The organism is Micromonospora sp. WMMD1274, from assembly GCF_049179035.1.
Lineage (GTDB): Bacteria > Actinomycetota > Actinomycetes > Mycobacteriales > Micromonosporaceae > Micromonospora > Micromonospora tulbaghiae.
In genome coordinates this window covers 1,615,466-1,641,490 of the sequence record NZ_JBMHMG010000001.1, presented here as the reverse complement: position 1 = coordinate 1,641,490, position 26,025 = coordinate 1,615,466, and the positions used below count along the sequence as shown (strand labels likewise).

General features: G+C 72.7%; 30 protein-coding genes and 1 pseudogene. 13 read left to right on the top strand and 18 right to left on the bottom strand.

Features of this window, described 5'->3' with window-relative positions; all coding sequences use genetic code 11:
* Window positions 1-17 precede the first annotated feature (17 nt).
* Genes xylA through ACN27D_RS07310 form a run of 3 tightly spaced genes read left to right on the top strand, consistent with a single transcriptional unit; the run spans window position 18 to window position 4,164 of the window.
* Entirely contained in the window at window positions 18-1,205 is a 1,188-nt protein-coding gene (xylA, locus tag ACN27D_RS07320; RefSeq protein WP_013288170.1) for a xylose isomerase, read from the top strand.
* A gap of 11 nt (window positions 1,206-1,216) precedes the next feature.
* Window positions 1,217-2,671 (top strand): xylulokinase, encoded by a 1,455-nt coding sequence (xylB, locus tag ACN27D_RS07315; RefSeq protein WP_421498824.1) that lies wholly within the window; start codon window positions 1,217-1,219, stop codon window positions 2,669-2,671.
* Window positions 2,672-2,727: 56 nt separating this feature from the next.
* A complete protein-coding gene (locus tag ACN27D_RS07310) occupies window positions 2,728-4,164 on the top strand; it encodes an MFS transporter (RefSeq protein ID WP_120573480.1) in 1,437 nt (478 codons plus the stop codon).
* Window positions 4,165-4,185: 21 nt separating this feature from the next.
* Here the strand turns inward: ACN27D_RS07310 and ACN27D_RS07305 are convergent, their stop codons facing one another.
* The 5 genes from ACN27D_RS07305 to ACN27D_RS07285 form a co-directional block, all read right to left on the bottom strand.
* Window positions 4,186-5,829, bottom strand: a complete 1,644-nt coding sequence (locus ACN27D_RS07305; RefSeq protein WP_421501118.1) for an alpha-amylase family glycosyl hydrolase — start codon at window positions 5,827-5,829, stop codon at window positions 4,186-4,188.
* 43 nt (window positions 5,830-5,872) lie between these two features.
* Window positions 5,873-6,943 carry a LacI family DNA-binding transcriptional regulator gene (locus ACN27D_RS07300; protein ID WP_120573481.1) on the bottom strand — a complete coding sequence of 357 codons (1,071 nt, stop codon included), beginning with the start codon at window positions 6,941-6,943 and terminating at the stop codon, window positions 5,873-5,875.
* 61 nt (window positions 6,944-7,004) lie between these two features.
* Complete coding sequence (locus ACN27D_RS07295) at window positions 7,005-7,964, bottom strand: carbohydrate ABC transporter permease (protein ID WP_120573482.1); 960 nt, start codon at window positions 7,962-7,964, stop codon at window positions 7,005-7,007.
* A 1-nt stretch (window position 7,965) separates the two neighbouring features.
* Window positions 7,966-9,012 carry a carbohydrate ABC transporter permease gene (locus ACN27D_RS07290; RefSeq protein ID WP_120573483.1) on the bottom strand — a complete coding sequence of 349 codons (1,047 nt, stop codon included), beginning with the start codon at window positions 9,010-9,012 and terminating at the stop codon, window positions 7,966-7,968.
* Window positions 9,013-9,084: 72 nt separating this feature from the next.
* Window positions 9,085-10,425, bottom strand: coding sequence for an ABC transporter substrate-binding protein (locus ACN27D_RS07285; RefSeq protein ID WP_120573484.1), 1,341 nt, complete (start codon window positions 10,423-10,425; stop codon window positions 9,085-9,087).
* A gap of 237 nt (window positions 10,426-10,662) precedes the next feature.
* Here ACN27D_RS07285 and ACN27D_RS07280 point away from each other — a divergent pair, with 237 nt between their 5' ends.
* Complete coding sequence (locus ACN27D_RS07280; RefSeq protein WP_120573485.1) at window positions 10,663-11,439, top strand: M23 family metallopeptidase; 777 nt, start codon at window positions 10,663-10,665, stop codon at window positions 11,437-11,439.
* 43 nt (window positions 11,440-11,482) lie between these two features.
* Here the strand turns inward: ACN27D_RS07280 and ACN27D_RS07275 are convergent, their stop codons facing one another.
* From ACN27D_RS07275 to ACN27D_RS07255, 5 genes and pseudogenes are all read right to left on the bottom strand, one after another.
* On the bottom strand, window positions 11,483-11,980 hold the full coding sequence (locus ACN27D_RS07275) for a TspO/MBR family protein (protein ID WP_358175040.1): 498 nt from the start codon (window positions 11,978-11,980) through the stop codon (window positions 11,483-11,485).
* A 150-nt stretch (window positions 11,981-12,130) separates the two neighbouring features.
* Window positions 12,131-12,277 carry a GPGG-motif small membrane protein gene (locus tag ACN27D_RS07270; protein ID WP_013288160.1) on the bottom strand — a complete coding sequence of 49 codons (147 nt, stop codon included), beginning with the start codon at window positions 12,275-12,277 and terminating at the stop codon, window positions 12,131-12,133.
* Window positions 12,268-13,048, bottom strand: a pseudogene (locus ACN27D_RS07265) (metallophosphoesterase family protein). Before ACN27D_RS07265 ends, ACN27D_RS07270 begins: the two are co-directional and overlap by 10 nt.
* A 10-nt stretch (window positions 13,049-13,058) precedes the next feature.
* Window positions 13,059-13,268 carry a hypothetical protein gene (locus ACN27D_RS07260; RefSeq protein WP_225853111.1) on the bottom strand — a complete coding sequence of 70 codons (210 nt, stop codon included), beginning with the start codon at window positions 13,266-13,268 and terminating at the stop codon, window positions 13,059-13,061.
* A 56-nt stretch (window positions 13,269-13,324) separates the two neighbouring features.
* A complete protein-coding gene (locus ACN27D_RS07255) occupies window positions 13,325-13,906 on the bottom strand; it encodes a nucleotidyltransferase (protein WP_043328811.1) in 582 nt (193 codons plus the stop codon).
* A 150-nt stretch (window positions 13,907-14,056) separates the two neighbouring features.
* On the opposite strand from ACN27D_RS07255, the gene ACN27D_RS07250 reads away from it, so the two are divergent.
* Window positions 14,057-14,803, top strand: coding sequence for a dTMP kinase (locus tag ACN27D_RS07250; RefSeq protein WP_358175045.1), 747 nt, complete (start codon window positions 14,057-14,059; stop codon window positions 14,801-14,803).
* Here the strand turns inward: ACN27D_RS07250 and ACN27D_RS07245 are convergent.
* A complete protein-coding gene (locus tag ACN27D_RS07245) occupies window positions 14,788-15,465 on the bottom strand; it encodes an SDR family NAD(P)-dependent oxidoreductase (RefSeq protein ID WP_358175048.1) in 678 nt (225 codons plus the stop codon). The genes ACN27D_RS07250 and ACN27D_RS07245 overlap by 16 nt on opposite strands.
* A 256-nt stretch (window positions 15,466-15,721) precedes the next feature.
* On the opposite strand from ACN27D_RS07245, the gene ACN27D_RS07240 reads away from it, so the two are divergent.
* From ACN27D_RS07240 to ACN27D_RS07230, 3 genes are all read left to right on the top strand, one after another.
* Window positions 15,722-16,636, top strand: a complete 915-nt coding sequence (locus tag ACN27D_RS07240; protein WP_120573490.1) for a MurR/RpiR family transcriptional regulator — start codon at window positions 15,722-15,724, stop codon at window positions 16,634-16,636.
* Window positions 16,633-17,580: an N-acetylmuramic acid 6-phosphate etherase gene (gene murQ, locus ACN27D_RS07235; protein ID WP_120573491.1), complete on the top strand. Its 948-nt coding sequence runs from the start codon at window positions 16,633-16,635 to the stop codon at window positions 17,578-17,580. The genes ACN27D_RS07240 and murQ overlap by 4 nt, the downstream gene beginning before the upstream one ends.
* Window positions 17,581-18,064: 484 nt before the next feature.
* Window positions 18,065-19,054, top strand: coding sequence for a sigma-70 family RNA polymerase sigma factor (locus ACN27D_RS07230; RefSeq protein ID WP_030271317.1), 990 nt, complete (start codon window positions 18,065-18,067; stop codon window positions 19,052-19,054).
* A 72-nt stretch (window positions 19,055-19,126) separates the two neighbouring features.
* Here the strand turns inward: ACN27D_RS07230 and ACN27D_RS07225 are convergent, their stop codons facing one another.
* Complete coding sequence (locus tag ACN27D_RS07225; protein ID WP_121684197.1) at window positions 19,127-20,092, bottom strand: C40 family peptidase; 966 nt, start codon at window positions 20,090-20,092, stop codon at window positions 19,127-19,129.
* A gap of 415 nt (window positions 20,093-20,507) precedes the next feature.
* Between ACN27D_RS07225 and ACN27D_RS07220 the strand changes: the two genes are divergently transcribed.
* Window positions 20,508-21,026 (top strand): DUF6232 family protein, encoded by a 519-nt coding sequence (locus ACN27D_RS07220; RefSeq protein WP_120573493.1) that lies wholly within the window; start codon window positions 20,508-20,510, stop codon window positions 21,024-21,026.
* Between the two features lie 7 nt (window positions 21,027-21,033).
* Here ACN27D_RS07220 and ACN27D_RS07215 read toward each other — a convergent pair whose 3' ends face one another.
* Together ACN27D_RS07215 and ACN27D_RS07210 are read right to left on the bottom strand one after the other, a co-directional pair.
* Complete coding sequence (locus ACN27D_RS07215; RefSeq protein ID WP_120573494.1) at window positions 21,034-21,363, bottom strand: DUF3817 domain-containing protein; 330 nt, start codon at window positions 21,361-21,363, stop codon at window positions 21,034-21,036.
* A 25-nt stretch (window positions 21,364-21,388) separates the two neighbouring features.
* Window positions 21,389-21,811, bottom strand: coding sequence for a hypothetical protein (locus tag ACN27D_RS07210; RefSeq protein ID WP_120573495.1), 423 nt, complete (start codon window positions 21,809-21,811; stop codon window positions 21,389-21,391).
* Between the two features lie 124 nt (window positions 21,812-21,935).
* Between ACN27D_RS07210 and ACN27D_RS07205 the strand changes: the two genes are divergently transcribed.
* From ACN27D_RS07205 to ACN27D_RS07195, 3 genes are read left to right on the top strand one after another with little or no spacing between them, the layout of a single operon-like run.
* Window positions 21,936-22,235, top strand: coding sequence for a DUF6158 family protein (locus ACN27D_RS07205; protein ID WP_047890574.1), 300 nt, complete (start codon window positions 21,936-21,938; stop codon window positions 22,233-22,235).
* Complete coding sequence (locus tag ACN27D_RS07200) at window positions 22,235-22,552, top strand: hypothetical protein (protein WP_120573496.1); 318 nt, start codon at window positions 22,235-22,237, stop codon at window positions 22,550-22,552. Before ACN27D_RS07205 ends, ACN27D_RS07200 begins: the two co-directional genes overlap by 1 nt.
* A gap of 33 nt (window positions 22,553-22,585) precedes the next feature.
* Window positions 22,586-23,125 carry a DUF1360 domain-containing protein gene (locus ACN27D_RS07195; RefSeq protein WP_120573497.1) on the top strand — a complete coding sequence of 180 codons (540 nt, stop codon included), beginning with the start codon at window positions 22,586-22,588 and terminating at the stop codon, window positions 23,123-23,125.
* Window positions 23,126-23,186: 61 nt separating this feature from the next.
* Here ACN27D_RS07195 and ACN27D_RS07190 read toward each other — a convergent pair whose 3' ends face one another.
* Genes ACN27D_RS07190 through ACN27D_RS07180 form a run of 3 tightly spaced genes read right to left on the bottom strand, consistent with a single transcriptional unit; the run spans window position 23,187 to window position 24,795 of the window.
* Window positions 23,187-23,396: a hypothetical protein gene (locus tag ACN27D_RS07190; protein ID WP_421498823.1), complete on the bottom strand. Its 210-nt coding sequence runs from the start codon at window positions 23,394-23,396 to the stop codon at window positions 23,187-23,189.
* Window positions 23,397-23,423: 27 nt separating this feature from the next.
* Window positions 23,424-23,657 carry a hypothetical protein gene (locus tag ACN27D_RS07185; RefSeq protein ID WP_421498822.1) on the bottom strand — a complete coding sequence of 78 codons (234 nt, stop codon included), beginning with the start codon at window positions 23,655-23,657 and terminating at the stop codon, window positions 23,424-23,426.
* A 40-nt stretch (window positions 23,658-23,697) separates the two neighbouring features.
* Complete coding sequence (locus ACN27D_RS07180) at window positions 23,698-24,795, bottom strand: 3-deoxy-7-phosphoheptulonate synthase (RefSeq protein ID WP_121684196.1); 1,098 nt, start codon at window positions 24,793-24,795, stop codon at window positions 23,698-23,700.
* A 254-nt stretch (window positions 24,796-25,049) separates the two neighbouring features.
* Between ACN27D_RS07180 and ACN27D_RS07175 the strand changes: the two genes are divergently transcribed.
* On the top strand, window positions 25,050-25,271 hold the full coding sequence (locus ACN27D_RS07175; protein ID WP_114921124.1) for a hypothetical protein: 222 nt from the start codon (window positions 25,050-25,052) through the stop codon (window positions 25,269-25,271).
* On the opposite strand, the gene ACN27D_RS07170 is transcribed toward ACN27D_RS07175, so the two are convergent.
* Complete coding sequence (locus tag ACN27D_RS07170; RefSeq protein WP_421498821.1) at window positions 25,246-25,959, bottom strand: phosphodiesterase; 714 nt, start codon at window positions 25,957-25,959, stop codon at window positions 25,246-25,248. The genes ACN27D_RS07175 and ACN27D_RS07170 overlap by 26 nt on opposite strands.
* Window positions 25,960-26,025 lie beyond the last annotated feature (66 nt).

The window sequence follows — 26,025 nt, the reverse complement described above, 5'->3', positions numbered from 1 at the left end:
CCACCTGGAGGTCTGCCATGGCACCCCGCCCCACCCCCGCGGACAAGTTCTCCTTCGGCCTCTGGACGGTGGGCTGGCCGGCCCGTGACCCGTTCGGGGACGCCACCCGCCCCGAGCTGGACGCCGTCGAGGCGGTGCACCGGCTCGCCGAGCTGGGCGCGTACGGCATCACCTTCCACGACGACGACCTGGTCCCGTTCGGCGCGGACGCCGCCACCCGCGACGCCCGGCTGAGCCGCTTCCGCAAGGCCCTCGACGAGACCGGCCTGGTCGTGCCGATGGTCACCACCAACCTGTTCAACCACCCGGTGTTCAAGGACGGCGGCTTCACCAGCAACGACCGCGACGTGCGCCGGTACGCGCTGCGCAAGGTGCTGCGCAACATCGACCTCGCCGCCGAGATGGGCGCGAAGACGTTCGTCATGTGGGGCGGCCGGGAGGGCGCCGAGTACGACGTGGCCAAGGACGTCCAGGCCGCGCTGGACCGCTACCGCGAAGCGGTCGACCTGCTCTGCGAGTACGTCGTCGACAACGGCTACGACCTGCGCTTCGCGCTGGAGCCGAAGCCGAACGAGCCCCGGGGCGACATCCTGCTGCCCACCGTCGGGCACGCGCTCGGCTTCATCTCCACGCTGGCCCGCCCCGAGATGGTCGGGCTCAACCCGGAGGTCGGGCACGAGCAGATGGCCGGGCTGAACTTCGCCCACGGCATCGCCCAGGCGCTCTGGCAGGGCAAGCTGTTCCACATCGACCTCAACGGCCAGCGCGGCATCAAGTACGACCAGGACCTGGTCTTCGGCCACGGCGACCTGCTCAACGCGTTCGCCCTGGTCGACCTGCTGGAGCACGGCGGCCCGAACGGCGGCCCGGCCTACGACGGCCCGCGCCACTTCGACTACAAGCCGTCCCGCACCGAGGACATGACCGGCGTGTGGGCCTCCGCCGAGGCGAACATGCGGACGTACCTGCTGCTCAAGGAGCGGGCCGCGGCGTTCCGCGCCGACCCGGAGGTGGTCGAGGCGCTCGCCGCCGCCCGGGTGGCCGAGCTGGCCACCCCGACGCTCAACCCCGGTGAGGGCTACCGCGAGCTGCTGGCCGACCGGACCGCGTTCGAGGAGTTCGACCCGGAGGCCGCCGGGGCGAAGGGCTTCGGCTTCGTCCGGCTCAACCAGCTCGCCGTCGAGCACGTGCTCGGCGCGCGCTGAGGCGGGCCGCCATGCCGCTCGTCGCGGGGGTCGACTCGTCGACCCAGTCCTGCAAGGTGGTCGTCCGGGACGCGGAGACCGGCGCGCTGGTCCGGCAGGGCCGCGCGCCGCACCCGCCCGGCACCGAGGTCGACCCGTACGCCTGGTGGGAGGCCCTGCGGACGGCGGTCGCCGAGGCCGGTGGCCTGGCCGACGTGGCAGCCGTCTCGGTCGGCGGCCAGCAGCACGGCATGGTCTGCCTGGACGCCTCAGGCGAGGTGGTCCGCCCGGCGCTGCTGTGGAACGACACCCGTTCCGCCGACGCGGCCCGGGAACTGGTCGAGGAGACCGGCGGCGGGGAGACCGGCCGCCGGTTCTGGGCCGAGGCGACCGGCGCGGTGCCGGTGGCCAGCTTCACCGCGACGAAGCTGCGCTGGCTGGCCCGGCACGAGCCGGACAACGCCGACCGGGTGGCAGCGGTCTGCCTGCCGCACGACTGGCTCACCTGGCGGCTGGCGGGCGCTCCCGGCCTGGACGCGCTGCGCACCGACCGGGGCGACGCCAGCGGCACCGGCTACTGGTCGCCGCGCACCGGCGAGTACCGGCTGGACCTGCTGGAGCGGGCCTTCGGCCGGCGCCCGAAGGTGCCGGTCGTGCTCGGTCCGGCCGAGGCGGCCGGGCACCTCGACCCGGCGGTGCTCGGCGGCGGCGCGGCGTCCGGTACGGCCGGGAGCCCGGGAACCGGTGCCGCCGGTCCGGTGCTCCTCGGGCCGGGCACCGGGGACAACGCCGCCGCGGCGCTCGGGGCCGGGGCCGGTCCGGGCGACGTGGTCGTCTCGATCGGCACCTCCGGCACCGTGTTCGCGGTGGCGGACACGCCGGCCGCCGACGCCAGCGGCGCGGTGGCCGGATTCGCCGACGCGACCGGCCGGTTCCTGCCGCTCGTGTGCACGCTCAACGCGGCCCGGGTGCTGGACGCCGCCGCGACGCTGCTCGGCGTCGACCTCGACACGCTCGGCGAGCTGGCCCTGTCCGCCCCGCCCGGCGCGGACGGGCTGGTGCTGGTGCCGTACCTGGAGGGGGAGCGGACGCCGGACCGGCCGCACGCCACCGGCACCCTGCACGGCCTCACGCTCGGCACCTCGACCCCGGCGCACCTGGCCCGGGCCGCCGTCGAGGGCATGCTCTGCGGGCTGGCCGACGGCCTGGACGCGCTGATCGCGCAGGGCGCCCGCGCCGACCGGATCATCCTGGTCGGCGGCGGCGCGCGGTCGGCGGCCGTGCGCCGGATCGCGCCGCAGGTCTTCGGCCGCCCGGTGGTGGTGCCGCCGCCGGGGGAGTACGTGGCCGACGGCGCGGCCCGGCAGGCCGCCTGGGTGGCGCTGGGTGGCGACACCCCGCCCGCCTGGTCGGTCGGCGACACCGAGGAGTACACCGGCGACGCGGTGCCCGCCATCCGCGAGCGCTACGCCGAGGCGCGGGGATGACGCCGGTACGGGGGGTCGTGCTGCGCAGGTGACCTGCACCTGATTTGCTGCCCGGCATGACGGGCACCAGGATCTCCCGGCGCGGGAACGCGGCACACCGGTTCTACAGCGTCGTGGTCTTCGTGGTGCTCGCCTCGCTGGACAACGTGGCGATCGGCCTGGTGCCCCCGCTGTACGGGCCGATCTCCGCCGCGCTGGACGTACCCCAGCGGATGCTCGGCCTGGTCACCGCCGTCAGCTTCCTGGTCAGCGCGGTGGCGGCGGTGGGCTGGGCGTACGTGGGGGACCGCACCAACCGCAAGCCGCTGCTCATGGTCGGCACGCTGCTCTGGGCGGCCGGCACCGGCGGCAGCGCGCTCGCCGGTGGGTACGCGACGTTCCTGATCGCGCAGTTCGTCGGCGCGGTCGGGCTCGGCGCGGTGGGGTCGGTCGGTTTCTCGGTGGTCACCGACCTGATCTCACCGCGCCGCCGCGGCCTGGTGATGAGCTTCTGGGGCCTGTCCCAGGGCGTCGGCACGCTGGCCGGGACGCTGCTCGGCGGCGTGCTCGGCGCGACCGACTGGCGGCGGCCGTTCCTGCTGCTGACCGGCGTGGGCCTGGCCGCCACTGTGGCGTACCTGTTCACCTACGACATCCGGCGCGGGCAGAGCGAACCGGAGCTGGCCGGGGCGATCGACGCCGGGAACGAGTACGACTACCGGATCAGCCGTGCCGACCTGCCCCGGATCCTGGCCCGCCGGACCAACCGCTGGCTGATCCTCCAGGGGCTCACCGCCCAGGCCGCGTTCGGCTCGCTGGTCTGGCTGCCGGTGCTGTTCAGCCAGCGGGCCGAGGCGCAGGGCTACTCGCCCGCCACGGCGGTGGTGGTGGGCAGCGTCTTCGCCACGCTGTTCCAGCTCGGCGGCGTGTTGTCCATCGTGGGCGGTCTGGTGGGCGACGCGCTGCAACGGCGTACGCCCAGCGGCCGGGCCATGGTCGCGGCCGTCGGCATCCTCGCGGCGCTGCCGTTCTACCTGGTCCTGTTCTTCGTGCCGATCCGCATCGACGTCCCCGACGGCGCCGGTTCCGGCGCGGTGGTGACTGCCGTGCTGTCCAGCGTGTTCACCGAGCCGTCGGTGGGGCTGAGCCTGCTCACCGCCGTGGTGGCGCTGGCGCTGACGTCGGCGAACTCGCCGAACTGGTTCGCCCTGATCGCCGACGTCAACCCGCCCGAGCACCGGGGCACCGTCTACAGCCTGGGCAACCTGGTCAACGGTGTGGGCCGGGCGGCGGGCAACGGGCTGGTCGGGGTGGCGTTCGCCGCGCTGCGGGCGGCCTTCCCGCCGCCGCTGAACTACGCGGTCGGGCTGGCCGCGTTCCAGCTCTTCTTCATCCCGACCGGGATCATGTACTGGCTGGCTGCCCGCACCTCGCCCCGGGACATCGCGCAGGTGCACGACCTGCTGCACGCCCGCGCCGGCCGGTTGGAGAGCGAGGGCCCCGCCGGACGGTGACCGTCTGGCGGGGCCACCGCGTCAGCTCCGGAACCAGACCGTCACGTCGGTCGGCACGGCGTCGCCGTCCAGCGGCGCGCTCGACACCAGCACCTGGGCGCCGGCCGGCAGCGGCACCGGGTCGGCGCCGAAGTTGGTCAGCACGGTCAGGTCGCCGTTGGTGAACGTGAGCACCTCGTCGCCGGAGGTCAGGAACCGCAGCGGGCCCCGGGCCAGCGCGTGCTCGCGGCGCAGCCGCAGCGCGGTCCGGTACAGCTCGTACGTCGAGCCGGGCACGCCGCGCTGCCGGTCCAGCGCGTACTCGGCCCACACCGGCGGCTGGGGCAGCCAGCTCGCGTCGGTCGGCCCGAAGCCGTACGACGGGGCGTCGGCCTCCCACGGGATCGGCACCCGGCAGCCGTCCCGGCCGCGCTCGGTGTGGCCGCTGCGCTTCCAGGTCGGGTCCTGCCGGGCCTCGTCGGGCAGCGTGGTGTGTTCCGGCAGGCCCAGTTCCTCGCCCTGGTAGAGGTAGGCGGAGCCGGGCAGCGCGAGCATCAGCAGGCTGGCCGCCCGGGCCCGGCGCAGGCCCAGCGCGGCGTCCGGCTGCGGGTCGTCGACGCCGACGCCGTTGGCCCGGCCGCCGGCGGTGCCGAGCCCGAGCCGGGAGGCGTGGCGGACGACGTCGTGGTTGGACAGCACCCAGGTGGTCGGCGCGCCCACCGCGTCGGTGGCCTCCAGCGAGCGGGTGATCACCGCGTACTGGGCCGGCGCGCTCCACGCCGCCAGCAGGTACTCGAAGTTGAACGCCTGGTGCATCTCGTCGGGGCGCACGTACCGGGCCAGCCGCTCGGCCGGCTCCACCCACGCCTCGGCGACCAGGATCCGCTCACCGGGGTACGAGTCGAGTACCCGGCGCCACTCCCGGTAGATCTCGTGCACGCCGTCCTGGTCCCACATCGGCGGGCGGGGCTTGTCCACCTCGCTGCCGGAGAGGATCTCCTGCGGCTCCTGCCAGTCGGCGAGGTCGGCCTGCTTGATCAGGCCGTGCGCCACGTCCACCCGGAAGCCGTCCACGCCCCGGTCCAGCCAGAAGCGCAGCACGTCGAGGAACTCCGCGCGGACCTCCGGGTTGTCCCAGTTGAGGTCGGGCTGGCCCGCGTCGAACAGGTGCAGGTACCACTGCCCGTCGGGCAGCCGGGTCCAGGCGGGCCCGCCGAAGACGCTCACCCAGTCGTTCGGCGGCTCGGTGCCGTCCGGGCCCTTGCCGTCGCGGATGACGTACCGCTGCCGCTCCGGGCTGCCCGGCGCGGCCGCCACGGCCGCGGTGAACCAGCGGTGCGCGGACGACGTGTGGTTGGGCACCAGGTCGACGATCACCCGCAGCCCGCGGGCCTTCGCCTCGGCGATCAGCTTGTCGGCGTCGGCGAGCGTGCCGAACAGCGGATCGACGTCGCGGTAGTCGGACACGTCGTACCCGGCGTCGGCCTGCGGGGACGGGTAGAACGGGGACAGCCAGACCGCGTCGACTCCCAGCTCGGCGAGGTGGTCGAGCCGGGACGTGATGCCCGGCAGGTCGCCGATCCCGTCGCCGTCGGAGTCGGCGAACGAGCGCGGGTAGACCTGGTAGATGACCGCCTCGGTCCACCAGCCGGTGCCCGGGGCCTGCTGCGTCGCGTCGGTGTTCAGCGCCTTACTCCTGTCTGGGTGGTGCGGTGACGAGCGAGTTCGTTCAGTGTGCCCGGGGCGGCGCGGTCGATTCACGCACCACCAGGCGAGTGGGCAGGATCACCGGGGGTGGTGTCCCGTCGCCGGTGTCGGCGCCGCGCGGCGCGGGCACCAGGCCGGGATACGGCTCGGTGGCCCGTACGCCGAGCGGGTCGAGCAGGATGCGGGCGGCGAGCGACCCCTGGTCGGCGGCGGGCTGGGCGATCGTCGAGAGCCCGAGCACGCCGGCCAGGTCGTGGTCGTCGATGCCCATCACGCTCACGTCCTGCGGCACCCGCAGCCCGGCGTCACGCAGCGCGGTGATCGCGCCCATCGCCATCTCGTCGCAGGCGGCGAAGATGGCGGTCGGCGGCTCGCCCCGGGCCAGCAGCTCGGCAGTGGCGCGGGTGCCGCCGTCGATGGTGAACCGCGACTCGACGTCGAGGCTCGGATCGGGCCGCAGCCCGGCGGCCCGCAACGCCTCCTGGTAGCCGCGCCGCCGGTCCAGGTGGGTGGTGAAGGCCAGTTCGTCGTCCGGGTCGCCGGAGATGTGCGCGATCCGGGTGTGGCCGAGGTCGAGCAGGTGGCGGGTGGCGGTCCGGGCGGCGGCCACGTCGTCGATCCGGACGCAGGGCCAGCCGGGCACCTCGCTGCCGGAGCTGATCGTCACGCCCGGCAGGTCCAGCTTCGTCAGCGCGTGCACGTCGGCCGCGCGCAGCGGGGTCGCGACCAGGATGATCGCGTCCACGCGCTTGTGCAGGCTGGCCGTGCGCAGCACCCGCTGCCGGGTCCGCTCCCGGCCGCCGAGGTTGTAGAGCAGCAGGTCGTAGCCGCTGTCCTGGAGGAACTCCTCGACCGCCTCGACCACCGTGCCGAAGAACCACCTGGTGATCCGGGGCACCACCACCGCCACCGTGCCGGTCCGGCCGCCGGCCAGCCGGCTCGCGCTGGGCGACACCGCGTACTGGAGTTGTTCGGCGGCGGCGAGCACCCGGCGGCGGGTCGCGGCCGAGACCGTCGGCAGGCCCCGCAGCGCCCGGGAGACGGTGGCCGTGGAGACCCCGGCCAGACGGGCGACGTCGTCAATCTTGGTCATCGTGAGCTCCCCGCTGTGACCCGGGCCCCGCCGCCGGCCGTGCCGGCGGCGGGGCGCCGGATCAACCCTTGACGCTGCCGGCGAGCAGACCTCGCACGAAGAAGCGCTGGAGGGACAGGAACACGATCAGCGGTACGACGATCGACACGAACGCGCCGGCCGTCAGCCGCTGCCACTCGTTGCCCCGGGTGCCGGCCAGCTCCGCGAGCCGGACGGTCATCGGGGCGGTCTCGTCGCCGCCACCGGCGAAGATCAGCGCGACCAGCAGGTCGTTCCAGACCCAGAGGAACTGGAAGATGCCGAACGCCGCCAGCGCGGGCATGATCAGCGGCAGCACGATGGTGCGGAAGATCTTCGGGTGGGTGGCCCCGTCGACCCGGGCCGCCTCCATCAGGTCGCCGGGGAGCTGCGAGATGAAGTTGTGCAGCAGGAACACGGCGAACGGAAGCGCGAAGCAGGTGTGCGCGAACCACACCTGGGCGAACTTCTGCTCGTCGACCAGGTCCCACGCGGGCATGATCTGCACCCCGGCGACTGTGACGCCGGTGGAGAAGAACCGCAGCAGCGGCACCAGGGCCATCTGCAACGGCACGATCTGGAGCGCGAAGATCCCGATGTAGACCCAGTCCCGCCCCTTGAAGTTCATCCACGCCAGCGCGTACGCGGCGAGCGACGCGAAGGCCAGGGGGAAGAGCACCGAGGGGATGGTGATCGCCAGCGAGTTGATGAAGTAGCTGGCCAACTGCCCGGACGAGCCGCGGCTGAACAGCACCTCCTGGTAGTTCTCCAGGGTGATCTGCGGGTTGGTGAAGAACGTCCACCACCCGGTGGTCTTGATCTCGTTCTCCGGCCGGAGCGAGGAGATGAACAGGCCGAAGGTCGGGATCGTCCAGAGCATCGCGATGACGATCGACACGAGCGTGGCGGTACGGCTGTTCAGGCGCTTGCGCACCCGTGCGCTCCGGGTGGTCGGCTCGGTGGCCTGGGCGCCGACTCCGACGGTGGGCGTGGCGGTGGTCATCTCAGCCCTCCCGCTGCTTGCGCAGGTTGCGGATCTGGTAGATCACGATCGGGATCACCAGGACGAACAGGAACACCGCCAGCGCCGAGCCCTGACCGTTCTCCTGGTAGCGGAACGCCTGGTTGTACATCTCGGTCGCGATCACGTTCGTGTCGTAGTTGCCGTTCGTGGAGGTCCGGACGATGTCGAAGACCTTGAGCGTGGCGATGGAGATCGTCACCACCACGACGATCAGCGCCGGCCGGATGCTCGGAATGGTGATCCGCCAGAACATCTGCCACGGGGTGGTGCCGTCCAGGCGGGCCGCCTCGACGATGTCGGCCGGGATGGCCTTGATCGCGGCGGAGAGCACCACCATCGCGAAGCCGGCCTGGATCCACACCATGATCACGATGAGCAGGAACGTGTTCAGCGGCGAGTCCAGCAGCCACTGCTTCGGCTCGCCGCCCAGGCTCACCACGATCTGGTTGAGCAGGCCGATCTGGTCGCCCTCGCCCCGGTAGGCGTAGACGAACTTCCAGATGATGGAGGCGCCGACGAACGAGATCGCCATCGGCAGGAAGATCAGGGACTTGGCCACGGCCTCGAACCGGGCCTTGTCCACCAGGACCGCGTAGATCAGGCCGAACGCGGTGGCCACCAGCGGCACCAGCAGCACCCAGATCAGCGTGTTGATCAGGACCCGGACGATCGAGTCCTCGGCGAACATCCAGCGGTAGTTGTCCAGGCCCACCCAGTCGTTGCTGCCGGAGTCCATGAAGGAGAGCAGCGTGGTGCGGACGGCGGGGACCACCAGCCCGACGGCGAGCAGCAGCAGCGTCGGCAACAGGAAGAAGAACGCGAACGCGCCCTCGCCCTGCTTGCGCCGGCGGGGCAGCGGCGCGCCGCTGGCCGAGGCCGCGACGAGCTGTGCCTCCCGGCGCCGGGCGAAGAACGACGGCACCACGTCGAGGAGCAGGAGCAGCCCGCCCACCACCGCGACGAAGGCGATCAGCCCGTACATCAGCATGAGGAACTTCGGCTGCTCCGCCGCGAAGTCGAACTCCATCGACCCTCCCTCAAGGGTTCGGCTAGCAGAGGTGGCCCGGTCCGGGGGAACCGGACCGGGCCACCTGCTAGATCACTTCCAGCTGCCCTCGATGTCGTTCAGGACGGCGGTGGTGTCCTTGCCGTTGATCCAGGCCACCATGCCCTTCCAGAAGGTGCCGGCGCCGACCGCGGCCGGCATCAGGTCCGAGCCGTCGAAGCGGAAGACCGTCTTCTCGTCCTGGAGGATGCCCACGGAGAGCTTGTCCACCGGGTTCGGGACGTTGTTCAGGTCCAGCTTCTTGTTCGCGGAGACCCAGTCACCGATCTTGGCGCGGCTGTTGGCGTACTCGCCGGAGGCCAGGTAGGTCTGCACCGCCTGGACCTCGGGACGGTCGGCGAAGGCCGCGACGAACTCGCCGCCGCCCAGCACCGGCTTGCCCTTCGACGGGTCGATGGCCGGGAAGTAGAACGCGAAGACGTCGCCGTCCTCGGCCACCTTGGTGCCCTCGGGCCACTGGTTGGCGTAGAAGGACGCCTGCCGGTGCAGCGCGCACTTGCCGGTGGTGATCGGCGTGCCCGCCTCCTGGAACGAGGTGGTGGCGATGCTCTTCACGCCGCCGAAGCCGCCGTTGACGTACTTCTCGTTCTTCAGGATGGTGCCGGCCCGGTTGAGCGCGTCGGCCACCTGCGGGTCGTTGAACGGGATCTCGTGGGTGGTCCACTTGTCGTAGACGTCCGGGCCGCCGGTGCGCAGCAGCACGTCCTCGATCCAGTCGGTGGCCGGCCAGCCGGTGGCGTCACCGGACTCGATGCCGGCGCACCACGGCTTGGTGCCGCTGGCCGCGATCTGGTCGGAGAGCTTGATCAGGTCGTCCCACGTGGTGGGGACGGTCCAGCCCTTCTCCTTGAAGGTCTTCGGCGAGTACCACACGAAGGACTTCACGTTGGAGCCGAGCGGGGCGCCGTAGAACTGGCCGTTGACGGTGCTGTACTTCAGCCAGTCGGCGGAGTAGTTCTGCTCGGCCATGGCCTTGGTGTCGGCGCCGGCCGGCTTGAGCTTGCCCGAGTCGACGAACCGCTTCAGCAGACCCGGCTGCGGGATGAAGGCGAGGTCGGGGGCGTTGCCGCCGTCGACCCGGACCGGCAGCTGGGCCTCGAACTCGCCGGAGCCCTCGTGGTCGATCTCGATGCCGGTGCAGTCCTCGAACTCCTTCCAGGACTGCTGGAGGCGCTCGTCCTCGATGTCACGGATCGAGGAGTAGATGGTCACCTTCTTGCCGTCGTGACCCTCGTACTTCTCGTATGCGCCGCACTCGGCCGAGCCCGCGTTGCTGCTCTTCTTGTCGTTGCCGGTGCCGCAGGCGGCGACGCCGAGCGCCAGCCCCAGGACGCCGGCGACCGCGAGCGCCTGGCGCGATCTGGCAAACGCCATGCCGATCTCCTTCCTTGCCGGCGCGTGGGGGGATCGAACCCGCGCCGGTCCGATGGTCGTCCTCACATGTAAGCGCTTGCATCGTGTCGGGTCCACCCCTGGCCGGACACGGCCCGGTAACAATCCCGAAACCCTGACCACGGGCGGTGGGTGCGCTCCCACGAATCTTCCCGGGAACGGAACTTTCTGTCACGATGTCCGCATCACATTGAAGACTTTCAACATTGGAGGTAGTGGATGCGGAAGCGATGGCTCGCCCTCGGGGCGAGCGCGGCGGTCCTGGCGGCGACCCTCGTGCCGGCCGCGCCGGCGATGGCCGCGCCGACGTTCAAGGTCCCGTTCCCGTGCAACCAGTCCTGGTCCGGTCAGACCCGGACCAACCACAGCCCGGCGAACGCGATCGACTTCAACCGCACCGACGACCTGGGCGACCCGGTGGTGGCCAGCGCGCCCGGCACCGTCGACGTGGTCACCAACCTCGGCGACACCAGCTACGGCAAGTACGTCCGGATCAACCACGGCGGCGGTCACACCACCTACTACGCCCACCTGAACGCCTTCAACGTCTCGGTCGGGCAGACCGTCGGCTACGGCCGGGTGATCGGCTACGTCGGCACGACCGGCGGCTCCACCGGCCCGCACCTGCACTACGAGCAGCGCATCGACGGCAGCTCCGTGAAGATCAAGTTCAACGGGGTCCAGGCGCTCTACTGGGGCACCAAGACCTACACCAGCGACAACGGCTGCGGCGGGACGAACACCGGCGAGGGCACCGTCAACACGGCCGGCTCCCCGCTGACGGTCCGCTCCGGCCCCGGCACCGGCTACAGCTCGGTCGGCACGGTGGCCGACGGGGCGAAGGTGACCATCCAGTGCCAGACCAGCGGCACCAGCGTCACCGGCACGTACGGCACCAGCTCGATCTGGGACCGGATCGGCTCCGGCCGGTTCATCTCCGACGCCTACGTCTACACCGGGTACGACGGCTACATCCCGGGCGTACCCCGCTGCTGAACCCGGCGGGCGCGGGGGCGAGCGGCCCCCGCGCCCGTACCGGTCAGGAGTTCAGCCGCCACACCGCGAAGTTCAGCGCGGACGCGAACGTCACCCAGGCCCAGTACGGCAGCATCAGCAGCGTGGCCGGCCGGGAGACGCGCCGGAACAGGGCCACCGTCACGCCGATCGCCAGCCACATCAGCACGATCTCGGCGAACGCCAGCCCGTACGCCCCGGCGCCGAAGAACAGCGGGGTCCAGATCGCGTTGAGCACGAGCTGGACCACCCAGGCCCAGACCGCGGGACCGAAACCGGCCCGGCGCCAGACCAGCCAGCCGGCGATCGCGATGAGCGCGTAGAGCACGGTCCAGACCGGGCCGAACAGCCACGACGGCGGCGCCCAGGCGGGCTGCTCCAGGCTCTGGTACTCGGCGGAGGTGCCCTGGACACCCAGCCCGCCGATCGCGGCGGCGGCGAAGGTGGCGGCGGCGAAGCCGAGCAGCGCCAACCATGTACGGGCTCCGGTGGTGCGCCGGGTGCCACTCTGCGACATCTCCATGGTCGAGATGTTTCCGCTCGACCGGCCCGGCAAACGCCCGGGCGTCACCGGACCCGGACGCGGAAGAGCCGGGGTCACCCGACCCGGGCGTTCCGGTCCGGCAGGACGGAACGCCCGGGCCCGGCGACCCCGGCGGGAACGAGAACCGCGTTACGTGTTGAAGATGCTGACGCCACCCGGGCCGACCAGCAGGCCGACGACGATGAGGACGATGCCCCAGAGGATCTGCCGGCGGAACAGGGCGAGAATTCCGGCGACCACCAGTACGACTGCGAGAATCCAGAGAATCAGCTCCATGTCGGCTGAATACCCGTGCGCCCGTTACCGGAAACCTCCCGGTCAGTCGACCTGATCACCGCCCAGGTGGAAGACGCTGTACGCCTGCTTGATCACCGGGTGGGCCACGTTGCGGACCCGTACGCCGCCCGGTGTGGTGCCGCGCTCGGTGCCGTGGTGGGCGTGCCCGTGCAGCGCCAGCGCGGTGGGCGCGGAGTCGATCGCCTGGCCGAGCTGGTAGCAGCCGAGGAACGGGTAGATCTCCAGCGGCTCGCCGGCCAACGTGTCCGGTACGGGGGAGTAGTGGGTGAGCGCGACGAGCGCGTCGCACTCCAGCGAGAGCAGCGCGCCGGTGAGCGCGTCGGCGCTCTCCCGGGTGGTCCGCACGAACGCCTTCATCTCCGGCTCGCCGAAGTCGCTGGCGCACCGCCCGGCGAACCCGCCGCCGAACCCCTTCACGCCGGCCACCCCGAGCCGCCCGCCGGGGGTGTCCACCACCGTGCCGGTGCCCTCCAGCACCGTGATCCCGGCGTCCTCCAGCACCTTCACCACCTGCGGCACCTCGTCGCACTGGTGGTCGTGGTTGCCGAGCACGGTGATCACCGGTACGCCGAGGTCGCCGAACTCGCGGGCCACGCACCGCGCCTCGGCCTCGGTGCCGTGCCGCGTCAGGTCACCCGCGAGCAGCAGCACGTCGGCGCAGCCGGGCAGCTCCTCCAGCGCCGGACGGAACCGGCCCACCACGTCCTCGTCCAGATGCACGTCGCCCACGGCGGCGATCCGGATCACCATCGAACCTCCCTCACGGCAACTCCTCGACCTGGGTGGGCGCCTGCGTACGGATCACCCCGATGTCGCTGGTCACGGGCGTGTCCGGGAAGCGCTCGGCCACCCGCCGCAGGATCTCCTCCCGCCGGTGCGGGCTCTCCACCTCGCCGTAGAGCACCAGCCCGTTCTCCCGCCGCACCACTGTGATGCCCTGCTCGGCCACGGTGGGGTCCTCGGCCAGCATGCTCTGGATCTCCGCCTCGACGTACTCGTCGGGGGGAACGTCGCCGGACAGTCCGGTCACAGGGTCTCCCTTCCGCCGGGCGCGCCGCCGGGCAGCACGTCCAGCCGGTCGAGCAGCACCAGGAACGCCTCCGCGTACGGCGAGTGCTGCGTCTCCTTCCGTACCCGTTCCCAGTCGATCTGTTCCCGCAGCGAACGGGCCAGCGGCAGGGCGCGGGCGAAGTCGCAGTAGTGCTGGGAGAAGCTCAGCAGCTTGTGCACCATGAGCTGGCTGGCCGAGAGCACCGGCATGTGGATCGCGTCGACCGGGCGCACGATCGTGTCGGCGAACGTCTCCTCGGTGACCGGCGTCTCCACCGGCCGGTGGATCAGGTCCACCATCCGGTCCTCGTCGTAGACCTTGACCAGCCAGTCCTCCGGCGGACGCTCGGCGGTGAAGCCCGCCTCCACCAGCGCCTCCAGCGCCCGGTCGACGTCCGCCTCGCGGAGCAGGAAGTCCACGTCGTGGTCGCTGGAGTGGCCGCCGTGCGCGTACACCGCGAAGCTGCCACCGAGCGCGAACGGGATCTCGGACTGTTTGAGCACGGCGGCGACCTTCTTCAGCGTGTGCACCAGGGTCTCGTCCCCGCGCTCGGCCATCTGCGGCTCCCTCGTCGTCATATCTGCGGTGGGACCACGATGCGTACCCGGCGGACGCTCCGGTCACACCTGTTGCGGCGCGATCGGCCCGTCAGGGCAGGAAAGCGACATCCGGGCTCGGGTGAGCATCGGTCGGATAACCTCGGGAGGGTGGCCAGCTCACTGCGGACGCGGCGGGGCGGGGCCCGACTGCGCACCGTCGCCCTGATCGGCATCGACGGCTCAGGTAAGACCACCCAGGCCCATCGGCTCGCCCAGGCGCTCACCGCCGCCGGCCGTCCCGCCACCTACCACCGCAACGCCGGTGGCCGCCGCTGGCTCGGCCGCATCGCCCAGCGGGTCGGCCGTCCGGACGCGCAGCGGCTCGTCGGGCGCGACGGCCTGCTCGTGGTCGAGTCGGTGCTGCGGTGGCTGGCCATCGCGCTCGCGTTGCTGAGCTGCCTGGTGACCGGCCGGACGGCCGTGATGGACAGGTGGTCCGCCTGCCAGTACGCCAGCATCCGGGCGCACGGCGGGCAGCGGTGGGAGCGGCTGGCCCGAGCCGGGTACCGGATCTTCCCGGCGCCCCGGGTGACGTTCCTGCTCACCGTCGACCCCGCCGAGGCGTACCGCCGGATCGAGCGGCGCGGCACGGACCACGAGACGATGGAGTGGCTGACCGCCGCGGCCGCCGCCTACCGGGAACTGCCGGAGTACGGCAGCTTCGTGGTGGTGGACGGCAACGGGCCGCCGGACGAGGTGGCCCGCCGGATCCGGGCGCACCTGAGCGAGTGGCTGCCCGACGACCCGTCCGCCGGTCCCGGGCCGGCTCCGGCCGGTCCGGCTCCGGCCGGTCCGCGACGCCCGGCCGGTGGCGCCGGGCGGGACGGGCCGGTGCCGGTTCAGGCCCGCCCGTAGACCGGGATGCTCGCGCCGCTGGTCGGCGCGGACTCGGGGGAGGCCAGGAAGCGGATCACCTCGGCGATCTCGGCCGGCGGCACCCAGCGCCCGTGGTCGGCGCCGGGCTGGGCGGCGCGGTTGGCCGGGGTGTCGATGACGCTCGGCAGCACCGTGTTGCACCGCACGCCGCGCTGCCGGTACTCGACCGCCACCGCCTCGGCGAACGCCCGCACCGCGGCCTTGGCGGTGACGTAGCCGGAGGCGCCGGGGAACGGCGAGACCGCCGCCCGGGCCGCGACGCAGACCACCGCGCCGTCGCCGGACGCCATGAGGTGCGGCAGCGCCGCGTGGGTGACCAGGTACGTCGGGCGCAGGTTGAGCCGCAGCATCCGCTCGAAGTCGTCGACCGGGGTCTCGTGCACCAGGCCGCCGGCCGCGTACCCGCCGACGAGGTTGACCACCGCGCGCAGCGGCGCGGCCGGCTCGGCCGTCGCCGCCTCGACCGCCCGCGCGGCCCCGTCGGCGGTCAGCAGGTCGGCCACGACCCGGACCGGGCCGTCGTCCGTCCCGGGCTCCCGCTGGGGTACGACCACCCGCCAGCCGGCGTCGAGGAAGGTGGCGGTGACCGCGCCGCCGAGCCCGCCCGTGCCTCCGGTCACCAGTACCGTGCGTTCCGTCATGGACACACGCTAGCCAACCGCCCTGGCGACGGACCGGTGGGCCGTCCGGCCCGCCGGGTCGAGGCCGACCGGGCAGGACCTGCGGCGCGACGGCGGACCGGCACGTCGGGCGGCAGGAGTGAGTCGACCGGAGCGGATGAGGCGGTAGGGCTGCGACAATGGGATCCTTGGCCCGGGGCGGGCACGGAAGACAGTAAATTTCCCGATACGCGGTGTCATGGTTGACGCTCACGCCTCGTGAAAGTAAGTTTCATCCGTGGCGAAGAGTTCGAAGATTTCTGCGAGTCACGAGCCCGGTGGACTGATCGTCCACATCAGCGGCCTGCTGCCCTCGCTGTCCCCGGCCGAACAGCGGGTGGCCCGGCTGGTCGTCGCCGATCCGGCGGACGCGGCCCGGCGTACGATCACCGACCTCGCCACCGCCGCCGAGACGTCCGAGGCGACAGTGATCCGCTTCTGCCGCTCGGTCGGCATGGACGGCTATCCCCAGTTGCGGATCCGGCTCGCCGCCGAGGCCGCCCGCCGGGTCGAGCCGCCGGACGCGCGCGTGGTCGGCGGCGACATCCCGCCGGGCGCCGACCTCGCCCAGATCATCGCCACGATCGCGTTCAACGACGCCCGGGCCGTCGAGGAGACTGCCGAGCAGCTCGACCCGGCGGTCTGCGAGCAGGTGGTCGAGGCGATCGGCGCGGCCGCCCGGATCGACGTCTACGGCGCGGGCGCCAGCGGCTTCGTCGCCTCCGACTTCCAGCAGAAGCTGCACCGCATCGGCCGCATCGCGTTCTACTTCCCGGACGTGCACACCGCGCTCACCTCCGCCGCCCTGCTGGGCCGCGGCGACGTGGCCGTCGGCATCTCGCACACCGGCACCACGTCCGACGTCATCGAGGTGCTGGAGCAGGCGCGGGCGCGCGGCGCCACCACCGTGGCGCTGACCAACTTCCCGCGCTCGCCGATCACCGAGGTCGCGGACCACGTACTCACCACAGCCGCCCGGGAGACGACGTACCGGTCCGGCGCGACGGCCAGCCGGCTGGCCCAGCTCACAGTGGTCGACTGCCTCTTCGTCGGGGTGGCCGCCCGCAGCCGGGCCCGGACCAAGAAGGCCCTGGAGGCCACCGCCGAGGCGGTCCAGTCGCACCGGGTCGGCCCCGGGCGGAGGCGGGGATGACGGCGGGTCGGGTGGAGCGCGACGGCGTGGCGGCGGTGCGGCCGGTGGTGCGCGTCGGCGCGCCGACCGAGCGGCGCAACCCGCACAGCGTCGACCTCGACCTGATGTCCACCCGGGACGTGCTCACCGTCATCAACGAGGCGGACCGGCGGGTGCCGGCCGCGGTCGCCGCCGTGCTGGACGAGATCGCCGAGACGGTCGACCTGGCCGTGGCCGCGCTGCGCGACGGGCACCGCGTGCACTACTTCGGCGCCGGCACCTCCGGCCGCCTCGGCGTGCTGGACGCGGCCGAGCTGGCGCCCACGTTCAACTCGCCCCGGCACTGGTTCTGCTCGCACCTCGCGGGCGGCCCGGACGCCATGTGGCGCGCCGTCGAGGACGCCGAGGACGACGAGCGCGGCGGTGCCGCCGACGCCACCGAGTGCGTACGCCCCGGCGACCTCGTGGTGGGCCTGGCGGCCAGCGGGCGCACCCCGTACGTCCTCGGGGCGCTCGCCGCGTCCCGGGCGCAGGGGGCCGGTACGGTGCTGCTCTGCGCGAATCCGGAGGCCGAGGCCGCCGCGTCGGTGGACGTCTTCATCGGGGTGGACACCGGACCGGAGGTGGTCACCGGGTCGACCCGGATGAAGGCCGGCACGGCGCAGAAGCTGGTGCTCAACACGTTCTCCACGGCCGTGATGGTGCGTCTGGGCCGGGTCTACTCGAATCTGATGATCGACATGGTGGCCACCAACGCCAAACTGCGCGGCCGCATGATCTCGATCCTCATGGAGGCCACCGGCTGTGCCGAGGAGGTGTGCCGGGTCGCCCTGCGGGAGGCCGACGGTGACCTCAAGACCGCGCTCGTCGCGCTCGTCTCCGGCGCCGAGGTGCCGGCCGCCCGGGCCGCGCTGGCCCGCTCCGCCCATCAGGTACGCGGCGCGCTCGAACTGCTCGCCTCCTGAGCGTTCCGGCCCCCGCCGCGGGCAGGCCCGTCCCGCCCGATCCACCCGCCCGGCGCATCCGCCCGGCGGGTGCGACGCGTATCACGTGCGGGGAGGGGACGACTCCTCCCGCACGGATTGTTCAACGAGGCGGAGGGTAATCCTTGAGCATGGCTGAACCGACCGGTCCGCAGGCGCGTATCTCGCAGTGACCAGGATCGCAACGACTCGGTGACGCGGCTCGCTGTGTTCATGGAACAGGCAATGGTGCCATTCCATGGGCGAACGGCGATTTCGCAGCTCCGGTGTGCGCCGAAAACGGCGCCCGCGAGCCGCCCGAACCGGGCCGGTAACAGGAAACATGGACCGGGCTCTCAGCTACTACTCAGGCATTCGTGACAGTTTCGACTCACGACATGGAATCCCCGACGCGTCACATCTGTTGTGTAGGTGTCAGCACCTACGGGCACAGCGGAGGTTACGGGGAGGGCTGATGAACGTGGGGATGGCAAGGAACCGGGCAACCGGCGCTAGCGAGGGGACCGTGGCAATCGTGGACAAGAACATCGGCATGCGTACCGACGAGGTCGCCGAGGAGCGGGACCTGGTCGGCGTCTACCTGCACGAGATCTCCCGGACGCCGCTGCTCGACGCCGCCCGGGAGGTCGACCTCTCCAAGGCGATCGAGGCGGGCCTCTACGCCGAGCACCTGCTCGACGAGGATCGGATCCCCGACGGCGTCGACCGGGAGGACCTGGAGCGGCTGGTCGTCGAGGGTGAGCGCGCGAAGGACCTGTTCATCCGCGCGAACCTGCGGCTGGTCGTGTCGATCGCCCGGCGCTACGTGCGCTCCGGGATGCCCATGCTGGACCTGATCCAGGAGGGCAACACCGGCCTGGTCCGGGCGGTCGAGAAGTTCGACTACGAGCGGGGCTTCAAGTTCTCCACCTACGCGACCTGGTGGATCCGCCAGGCGATCAGCCGGGCGATCGCCCAGCAGGAGCGGACCGTACGGCTGCCCGTGCACCTGGTCGAGGACGTCAACCGGATGCGCAACGTGGCCCGGCAGCTCACCCGTGAGCTGGGCGGCGACCCGGAGCCGGAGCAGATCGCGACCGCGCTCGGCGTGACCGTCGAGCGGGTCAACGAGCTGGTCCGCTGGTCGCAGGACACCGTCTCGCTGGACACCCCGGTGGGCGACGACGGCGACACCAACCTCGGCGACCTGGTCGCCGACAGCGACGCGCCGTCGCCGGAGGAGATCGTGCTCACCGGCCTGGAGCGGCAGCGGATCGAGGGTCTGCTCAACCACCTCGACGACCGTTCCGCCGGCATCATGCGGGCCCGGTACGGCCTGGAGGACGGGCGGGAGCACTCGCTGACCGAGGTCGCGTCGCGGTTCTCGCTGTCCCGCGAGCGCATCCGCCAGCTGGAGATCCAGGCACTGGGCCGGCTGCGTGAGCTGGCTCGCGCGGAAGGGCTCCAGGCAGCCTGACCTGGTAACAATGAACGGCGAACGGCCGGCGTCCGACAGGGGGACGCCGGCCGTTCGCCGTCTTCGCGGTGCTCAGACCCGGCCGTAGCCGGCGATCGACATGATGTTCATGCCGCGCTTGCTGACGTTGCGCCCGGCGCTGGGCGCGTCGATGATCTGGCCGTTGCCGACGTAGAGCGCCACGTGCCCGAGCCCGGAGTAGAACACCAGGTCACCGGGTTGCAGCTCGCTACGGCTGATCCGGGTGGTGGCGCTCCACTGCCGGGCCGCGCTGTGCGGCAGCGACTTGCCGACCGTCCGCCACGCCGCAAGCGTCAGGCCGGAGCAGTCGTAGCTGCCGGGGCCGTCCTGGCCGTAGCCGTAGGGCTTGCCGACGGCGCCGTAGGCGAACCGCACCACAGTGCCGGCGTCACCGGAGACGGCCGGCGGCTTGCCCGCCGAACTGGGGTTGCCGGGCGCCTCGTTGGCCCGCCCGTACGCCTTGCGCCGCATCTCGTAGAGGTCGGACAGGTCCGCCTCGATCCGCGTCTTCGCGGACTTGAGCTGCTTGGCCTGCGCCGCCTCCCGGGCGAGCGTGACGTCCAGCGCGGTCTTCTGGTCGATCAGCCGCTGCTGGTCGGCCGTGAAGCTGTTGATGGTGCGCTGCCGCTGGCGGGTGAGCTGGTCGAGCGTGCCCAGCCGCTCCGGCAGCGTGGCCTGGCCGCCCGGGTCCAGCAGGGCCGCCGCGGTGCGCATGCCGCCGGTCTTGTACGCCGTCGCGGCCAGCACGCCCACGTCGGCGCGGCTGCGTTCGGCCTGTTCCTGCAGCGGCCCGATCCGGGCCTCCAACTTGGCCGCGGTGGCCTTGTTGGCCTTGATGTCCTCGTTGAGCTTGTTGTAGGACTCGACGATTCGCTCCAGCTCAGTCGAGGACTTCTCGATCTGCTTCGTCAGCTCGGCGGGTGTGGGCTCGGCCCGGGCCACCTGCGCCGGGGCGAGCAGTGCGGCCGAGAGGCCGGCCACCGCCAGCGAGCGGAGCAGCATCCGTAAGGACGACAAGAGCGGAAAGCTCCTCTCCCACCGGTCGCCGGGCGCGTTCGCGACCCGGCGACACCGGCCCGGGGCCGTCCGGGTGGGCGGCTGTCGACCGGGCCGACCTGGACAACCTAACCCGTGATCGCAGCAGCCGGGAGTTCAAGCAGGGGCGAAAGTTGGCAAAGTGGCGGAAAGTGATGAGGGGGATCCGGTGGGTGGATGAGGCGACTCGCCCGATTCGTCGTTCTGGACGGATGTCGCCAGGCGACGCCAGGCGAAGTCATGACAAAGACGGAAATCGTTCTCTGTTTCCGGCGGGCAGGGCCGGGCCGGTCAACCCTGCGACAGCCGAAACCCCGAGGTCAGGTGGCGCGAGGCCAACACAATGGAGCCCGGACGGGAAATCCCACCACGGGATCCCTGCTCCCGGGAGGCCGCCGTGCAGACCGACCGCTCCGCCACCCAGCCGCCCCGCTCGCCGCGACCGGCCGGACCCAGGCTGCTCTACGCCCGGCCCGGCATCGTCGTCACCGCCGAGCGCTTCACCGTCGGCCGCAACACCTGGCCGGTTGCCGAGATCACCCAGCTCCGGACCGACCGTGGACCGCACGACCGGCTCGCGATCCGGGCCGTCGCCGTGTCCGCCGCGATGATCGCCGCGGTCGGCCTGCTGCTCGGCTTCACCGGCGGCCTGCACCGGCTGACCGCCGGGGCGTACCTCATGCTCGGCGCGGTCGGGGTGGTGCCGCTGCTGCTCGTGCTGATCGGCGACCGCGTGCGGCCCCCGGCGCACGAGCTGTGGGGACGGGTGCGGGGCACCGAGGTGCTGCTGTTCAGCAGCGACGACGAGCGGCAGTTCGGCCAGGTCGCCCGCGCGCTGGCGCGGGCCCGCGAGGCGGCGCGCCTGGGCGGCTGGGCCGACCCGCCGGCGGCCGAGCCGTGGCGGCCGGCCCGGTGAGCGGCGGTCAGCCCGCGACCGGCTCCGGCGTACGCTGGCGGCTCTCGGCGGCCACCCAGTGGCTCACCCGCCGCTCGGCGTAGAACGAGACGAACGGCACGGTGCCGGCGAGCATCACCAGCAGCATCCGCTTCAGCGGCCAGTTCGCCCGGCGCGACAGGTCGAACGTGAGCGCCAGATAGAGCATGTACAGCCAGCCGTGCGCCACGCCGACCACGCCCACCACGCTCGGGTTGTCGAAGCCGTACTTCAGCGGCATGCCGATCAGGACCAGCACCACGAGCGCCACGCCCACGATCCAGGCGATCACGCGGTACCGGGTAAAGGCTCCGCCCACCGTCGTCCGTCCTTCCGCACCGGCCTCAGCCGGGATAGTCGCCGGGCCGGGCGCCCGGATTGGCGTTCAACCAGGATAGGTAGCGGTTGTACGCGGCCAGCTCGGCGTCGTCCGCCCCGTCGGCCGGCGCGGCCGGCACCCGCACGACGCGCACCGGCCGGCGTACCGCCGGGGTGCCGGCGGTCACCGACGGCGCGGGACCGGCCGACGGCGCGGTGTCCTCCGCCGGCGCCGGGTCGGCGGCGCGCAGCGTCTGGCGGACCTCACGCCACCAGACGAAGACCACGAAGGCGGCGAACACCGGCCACTCGATCGCGTAACCGAAGCTGATCGCGTTCCCCCCGGCGGCGCGGGTGACCTGCCACCAGCCCATGCCGAGGCAACCCGCCACCAGCACGACCATGGCCACGTGGCGGACGATCCACGCCGGTGTCCAGAGCCGTTCCATGCCCACGAGAGTACCGGGGCCGCCGGGGCGTCTCCGACACGGCGTCGTAGGACGGGCGGGGTTTGGTGGCACGCGCGCTGGGCATCCGAACAGGTGCCAACCCGAACGAGACGAGGGGGCGACGATGACCGAATCGGTACGCCGGGACGCGAGCCCGGAACAGCGGGTCGCGGAATGGGACGGCGACCACGCCCGCACCGTCGACGCCGACGGCGAGCAGCTCGGGGTGGACCCCACGGAGCTGGGCGACGAGGACCTGATCCGGGAGATGCAGAGCCTGCACCGCACCCGGCTGGACACGCTGCGGCACGCCACCGACTCGGCGCTCGCCAACCACCTGCGGCGCACCGCCGAACTGGAGACGGAGTACCTGGCCCGGCACCCCGGCCGGGAGGTCGACCCGAGCCGGCTGCGGGACGCCTGATGGCCAGCCACGCCGAGCGCGGCATGTCCGCGCCGCCGGAGGTGGTGTTCAACACCGCGACCGACCCGGACCGCTCGTCGGCCTGGCTGCCCGAGCGGCTGCGCAGCTCCGGCGCCTGCCGGGTGGAGGTCGTCGACGCCGACGACATGCGGGCCCGGTGGAGCGCCGCGGACTGGTCCGCCGAGATCGACGTGGAGCCGGCCGACGCGGGCGGCGCGCGGGTGCGGCTGGACCTGGCCGGGCCGGACCACGACCTGGCCGACGAGATCCTGGCCAACCTCGACCGCGAGGTGGCCGACAACCTGACCGCCGGCTGAGCCCGGCCGCACGACGAGCACGAGGAGGCCGGGTTGACCGGGAGTGGCCTGAAGCAGAAGGTGGCGCGCCTGCGCCAGGCGTACGCGCCGCACGAGCATCGGCCGCTGGAGGGCTACCTGAAGGCGATGGGCACGTACGCCGGTGTGACAGCCGCGCTCGTCGGCCTGGTCCGGGCGACCGGCCGGCCGGTGCCCGAGCGGCCCACGCCCGCGGACGTGGTGCTGCTCTCGATCGCCACGCACAAGCTCAGCCGGCTGCTGTCCAAGGACGCGATCACCAGCCCGCTGCGCGCGCCGTTCACCCGCTACGACCACCCGATCGGCAGCGGCGAGGTGATGGAGCAGGTCCGCGACGAGGGCAGCCCGACCCGGCACGCGCTCGGCGAGCTGGTGAGCTGCCCGTTCTGCCTGGCGGTCTGGGTGGCCACCGGGCTCACCGGCGGCCTGGTGCTGGCGCCCCGGCTGACCCGGCTGGTCGCCACCGCGCTGACCGCCGTGGCCGCCTCCGACTTCCTCCAGATGGGGTACGCGGTCGCCCAGCAGGCGGCCGAGGGCGGACGCCACGAGTCGTGACCCGTGGACACGAAGGGGGCCGGCGCGCGGGCGCCGGCCCCCTTTCGCGTGTCTCCCACCGTCAGGTGGGGGTGGTGCCGTGGTCCTCGCCGGCCCAGCCGCGCGACGCCTCCGGCTCCCGCTCGTCCTCGTCCTCCCCGGTGACGACGTCCCGGTCCACAGCGGTGCGGTCGTGCTCGTTGGCGAAGTCCGGCTCCGGCAGCGTGTCGACGCCCTCCGGGGGCTGTCCGAGCGCCGCCAGGTGCTCGTGGTCGGGGTTGTGGTCGGTCATGTCGCGTCCTCTCGGTCTTCCGGGGGCTCAGGCGACCGTGCCGCCCAGCAGATCGGCCGCCTCGTCCGCCGCGTACTCGCCCTGGGGGAGCGCGGCGATCCGGGTGAGCAGCTCCGCGGGGAGTTCGGCGGCCACCGCCCGGCGGTAGATGTCCGCCTGGGTGATCCGCTCCTGGCCGTGGTAGATGTCGTCGAGCAGGTCGTCGATCGGCCTGGTGTCGGGCTGCTCGGTCACGGGCGCGTCATCGGTCACGCCGACCACCTACCCGGCACCGAACCGGTCAAACTCGCCCCAACCCCGCTCAGGCCGGCGCCGGGAGCGTGGCCCGGCGGGCCCGGACGGCCTGGGCCAGGTGCTCCAGCACCTCGGCGGTGCTGTCCCAGCCGATGCAGGCGTCGGTGACCGACTGGCCGTACGCCAGCTCCCGGGTCGGGTCCAGGTCCTGCCGGCCGGGCACCAGGAAGCTCTCCAGCATGATGCCGACGATGCCGCGCTGACCGGCGGCGAGCTGCGCGGCCACGTCTGCGGCGACCAGCGGCTGGTTGCGGTGGTCCTTGCCGCTGTTGGCGTGGCTGGCGTCGACCACCACCCGCTCCGGCAGGCCCGCCGCCCGCAGCAGCTCCAGCGCCCCGGCCACCGACTCCGCGTCGTAGTTGGGCCGGCCGCCCCCGCCGCGCAGCACCAGGTGCCCGTCCGCGTTGCCCCGGGTGTGCATGATCGCCGGGGTGCCCGAGACGTCGATGCCGGGGAAGACGTGCGGCACCCCGGCGGCCCGGATCGCGTCCACGGCGGTGGCGATGCTGCCGTCCGGGCGGTTCTTCATGCCGATCGGCATGGACAGCCCGGAGGCGAGCTGCCGGTGCACCTGGCTCTCCACCGTCCGCGCGCCGATCGCGCCCCAGGCCACCGTGTCGGCGATGTACTGCGGGGTGATCGGGTCGAGGAACTCGCAGCCCACCGGCAGGCCCAGCCGCAGCACGTCGAGCAGGAGCGCCCGCGCGGTACGCAGACCGGTGTTCACGTCGCCGGAGCCGTCCAGCGCCGGGTCGTTGATCAGGCCCTTCCAGCCCACCGTCGAGCGCGGCTTCTCGAAGTAGACACGCATCACCACGAGCAGGTCGTCGGCGACCCGGGCGGCGGCCTCGCGCAGCCGGCCCGCGTACTCCAGGGCGGCGGCCGGGTCGTGCACGGAGCAGGGGCCGACGACGACGAGCAACCGGTCGTCGGCGCGGTCCAGCACCCGGCCGACGGCACGCCGGCCCGCCACGACGGCCTCGGCCAGCGGGGTGTCGAGCGGCAGGTGGTGGTGCAGCAGGGCCGGGGTGGTCAGCGGCACCACACGGTCGATGCGCTGGTCGATGACCCGATGGGCGTCCTGGGACGTGGTCACGGTGGGGATTCCTTCCGCCGACCGTGCCCCCGTGCCGGGTCCGGGGGATCGAGCCGGCTGCTCGCATACGAAAGGGCAGGGAAAAGAATCCCTGCCCGGCCGGCTCGAAGAGGTGGTGACGTCAGCTCACGGTCGAGTCACCGGCTCCTCCAGCCGGCTGCCTAAACCATCGATACGACCGCGTCACGTCGGCCAGCGTACCCGACACGGGCCGGAATTCCCGCTGTCGTTCCGAAGTGCGGAACGCGGGGTATGTGATCGCCATGACCACGAGCCACGACCCCAGTGACCAGGAACGGATCGAGTCCCGAGCACATCTGCTGCCGGAGGAGGCGGCGGCGGGCAGCGACGACGCGCAGGCGCAGGCCGACGCGATCCTCGCCGAGTCCGACATCCGCGAGGCGGACCAGAACGCCGCCCCCGACACGGTGCTGGAGCACCGCACCTCCGAGCAGACCGTCACCCCCGTCGAGCCGCCCGACTGAGCGTCGCGCCCCGGGCCCGGCGGGAACCCCGGTAACTGTCGTCCCGCAACCGGGCCAGCGGGCCGGTCAGACACAACCCCGGCGGCACGTTGCCGATCGGGTCGAACGCGAGCGCGGCGTCCTCGGCGGCGCCGCGCTCGTCGTCGAGGCGTACCTCGCCGAACGGCCGCCACCGGCCCACCGCCGAGGCCACGGCCAGCACCAGCCGGGGCTCGTCGGCGGCGACCGCCGCGCCCGCCTCGGCCAGGCCGCGACCCAGGTCGGGTGACTCCGGGTCGGCCAGCACGGCCAGGAACAGCCGCCGCCCGCCGGCCCGGAACGGCATGATCGACGTGTACGTCCCGGTGAAGCGCCGCCGGGGCAGCGGCAGGTTCCGCAGCACCGGCGCGGCGCCGCTGGAACTCCACAGCAGGTCCACCGGCGGCTCCGGGTCGCGGTGCAGCCGTACCGCCACGCCCAGCACGTCCGGCCAGCCGCCCGGCGTCGGCACGCCCTTGGACAGGCGGATCGTGGCCGGCCACCGGCCCGGCAGGTCGAGCAGCGGCACACCGGTCGGCGGTCCCGGCGTACCCCAGACCCGGGTCTCGCCGGCGAACGTGCGCCCGGCCGGGTGCAGCAGCCGGGCGTGCCGGAGCCGGGCCAGCGCGGCGGCGGCGCGCTCGACGGCGGAGGGTGTGGTGGCGGCCATGCCCGCACGGGTACCCCGGCGCGCGGCGACGATGCTCCGGCGCGCGTGTCACCTTTCCGCCTCCGA

Bases quoted from the DNA above. Each gene is read 5' to 3' on its own strand.
- xylA (WP_013288170.1), top strand. From the start codon at position 18: ATGGCACCCCGCCCCACCCCCGCGGACAAGTTCTCCTTCGGCCTCTGG.
- xylB (WP_421498824.1), top strand. From the start codon at position 1,217: ATGCCGCTCGTCGCGGGGGTCGACTCGTCGACCCAGTCCTGCAAGGTG.
- ACN27D_RS07310 (WP_120573480.1), top strand. From the start codon at position 2,728: ATGACGGGCACCAGGATCTCCCGGCGCGGGAACGCGGCACACCGGTTC.
- ACN27D_RS07300 (WP_120573481.1), bottom strand. From the start codon at position 6,943: ATGACCAAGATTGACGACGTCGCCCGTCTGGCCGGGGTCTCCACGGCC.
- ACN27D_RS07295 (WP_120573482.1), bottom strand. From the start codon at position 7,964: ATGACCACCGCCACGCCCACCGTCGGAGTCGGCGCCCAGGCCACCGAG.
- ACN27D_RS07290 (WP_120573483.1), bottom strand. From the start codon at position 9,012: ATGGAGTTCGACTTCGCGGCGGAGCAGCCGAAGTTCCTCATGCTGATG.
- ACN27D_RS07285 (WP_120573484.1), bottom strand. From the start codon at position 10,425: ATGGCGTTTGCCAGATCGCGCCAGGCGCTCGCGGTCGCCGGCGTCCTG.
- ACN27D_RS07280 (WP_120573485.1), top strand. From the start codon at position 10,663: ATGCGGAAGCGATGGCTCGCCCTCGGGGCGAGCGCGGCGGTCCTGGCG.
- ACN27D_RS07275 (WP_358175040.1), bottom strand. From the start codon at position 11,980: ATGGAGATGTCGCAGAGTGGCACCCGGCGCACCACCGGAGCCCGTACA.
- ACN27D_RS07270 (WP_013288160.1), bottom strand. From the start codon at position 12,277: ATGGAGCTGATTCTCTGGATTCTCGCAGTCGTACTGGTGGTCGCCGGA.
- ACN27D_RS07260 (WP_225853111.1), bottom strand. From the start codon at position 13,268: ATGCTGGCCGAGGACCCCACCGTGGCCGAGCAGGGCATCACAGTGGTG.
- ACN27D_RS07255 (WP_043328811.1), bottom strand. From the start codon at position 13,906: ATGGCCGAGCGCGGGGACGAGACCCTGGTGCACACGCTGAAGAAGGTC.
- ACN27D_RS07245 (WP_358175048.1), bottom strand. From the start codon at position 15,465: ATGACGGAACGCACGGTACTGGTGACCGGAGGCACGGGCGGGCTCGGC.
- murQ (WP_120573491.1), top strand. From the start codon at position 16,633: ATGACGGCGGGTCGGGTGGAGCGCGACGGCGTGGCGGCGGTGCGGCCG.
- ACN27D_RS07230 (WP_030271317.1), top strand. From the start codon at position 18,065: ATGGCAAGGAACCGGGCAACCGGCGCTAGCGAGGGGACCGTGGCAATC.
- ACN27D_RS07210 (WP_120573495.1), bottom strand. From the start codon at position 21,811: ATGGAACGGCTCTGGACACCGGCGTGGATCGTCCGCCACGTGGCCATG.
- ACN27D_RS07205 (WP_047890574.1), top strand. From the start codon at position 21,936: ATGACCGAATCGGTACGCCGGGACGCGAGCCCGGAACAGCGGGTCGCG.
- ACN27D_RS07200 (WP_120573496.1), top strand. From the start codon at position 22,235: ATGGCCAGCCACGCCGAGCGCGGCATGTCCGCGCCGCCGGAGGTGGTG.
- ACN27D_RS07190 (WP_421498823.1), bottom strand. From the start codon at position 23,396: ATGACCGACCACAACCCCGACCACGAGCACCTGGCGGCGCTCGGACAG.
- ACN27D_RS07175 (WP_114921124.1), top strand. From the start codon at position 25,050: ATGACCACGAGCCACGACCCCAGTGACCAGGAACGGATCGAGTCCCGA.
- ACN27D_RS07170 (WP_421498821.1), bottom strand. From the start codon at position 25,959: ATGGCCGCCACCACACCCTCCGCCGTCGAGCGCGCCGCCGCCGCGCTG.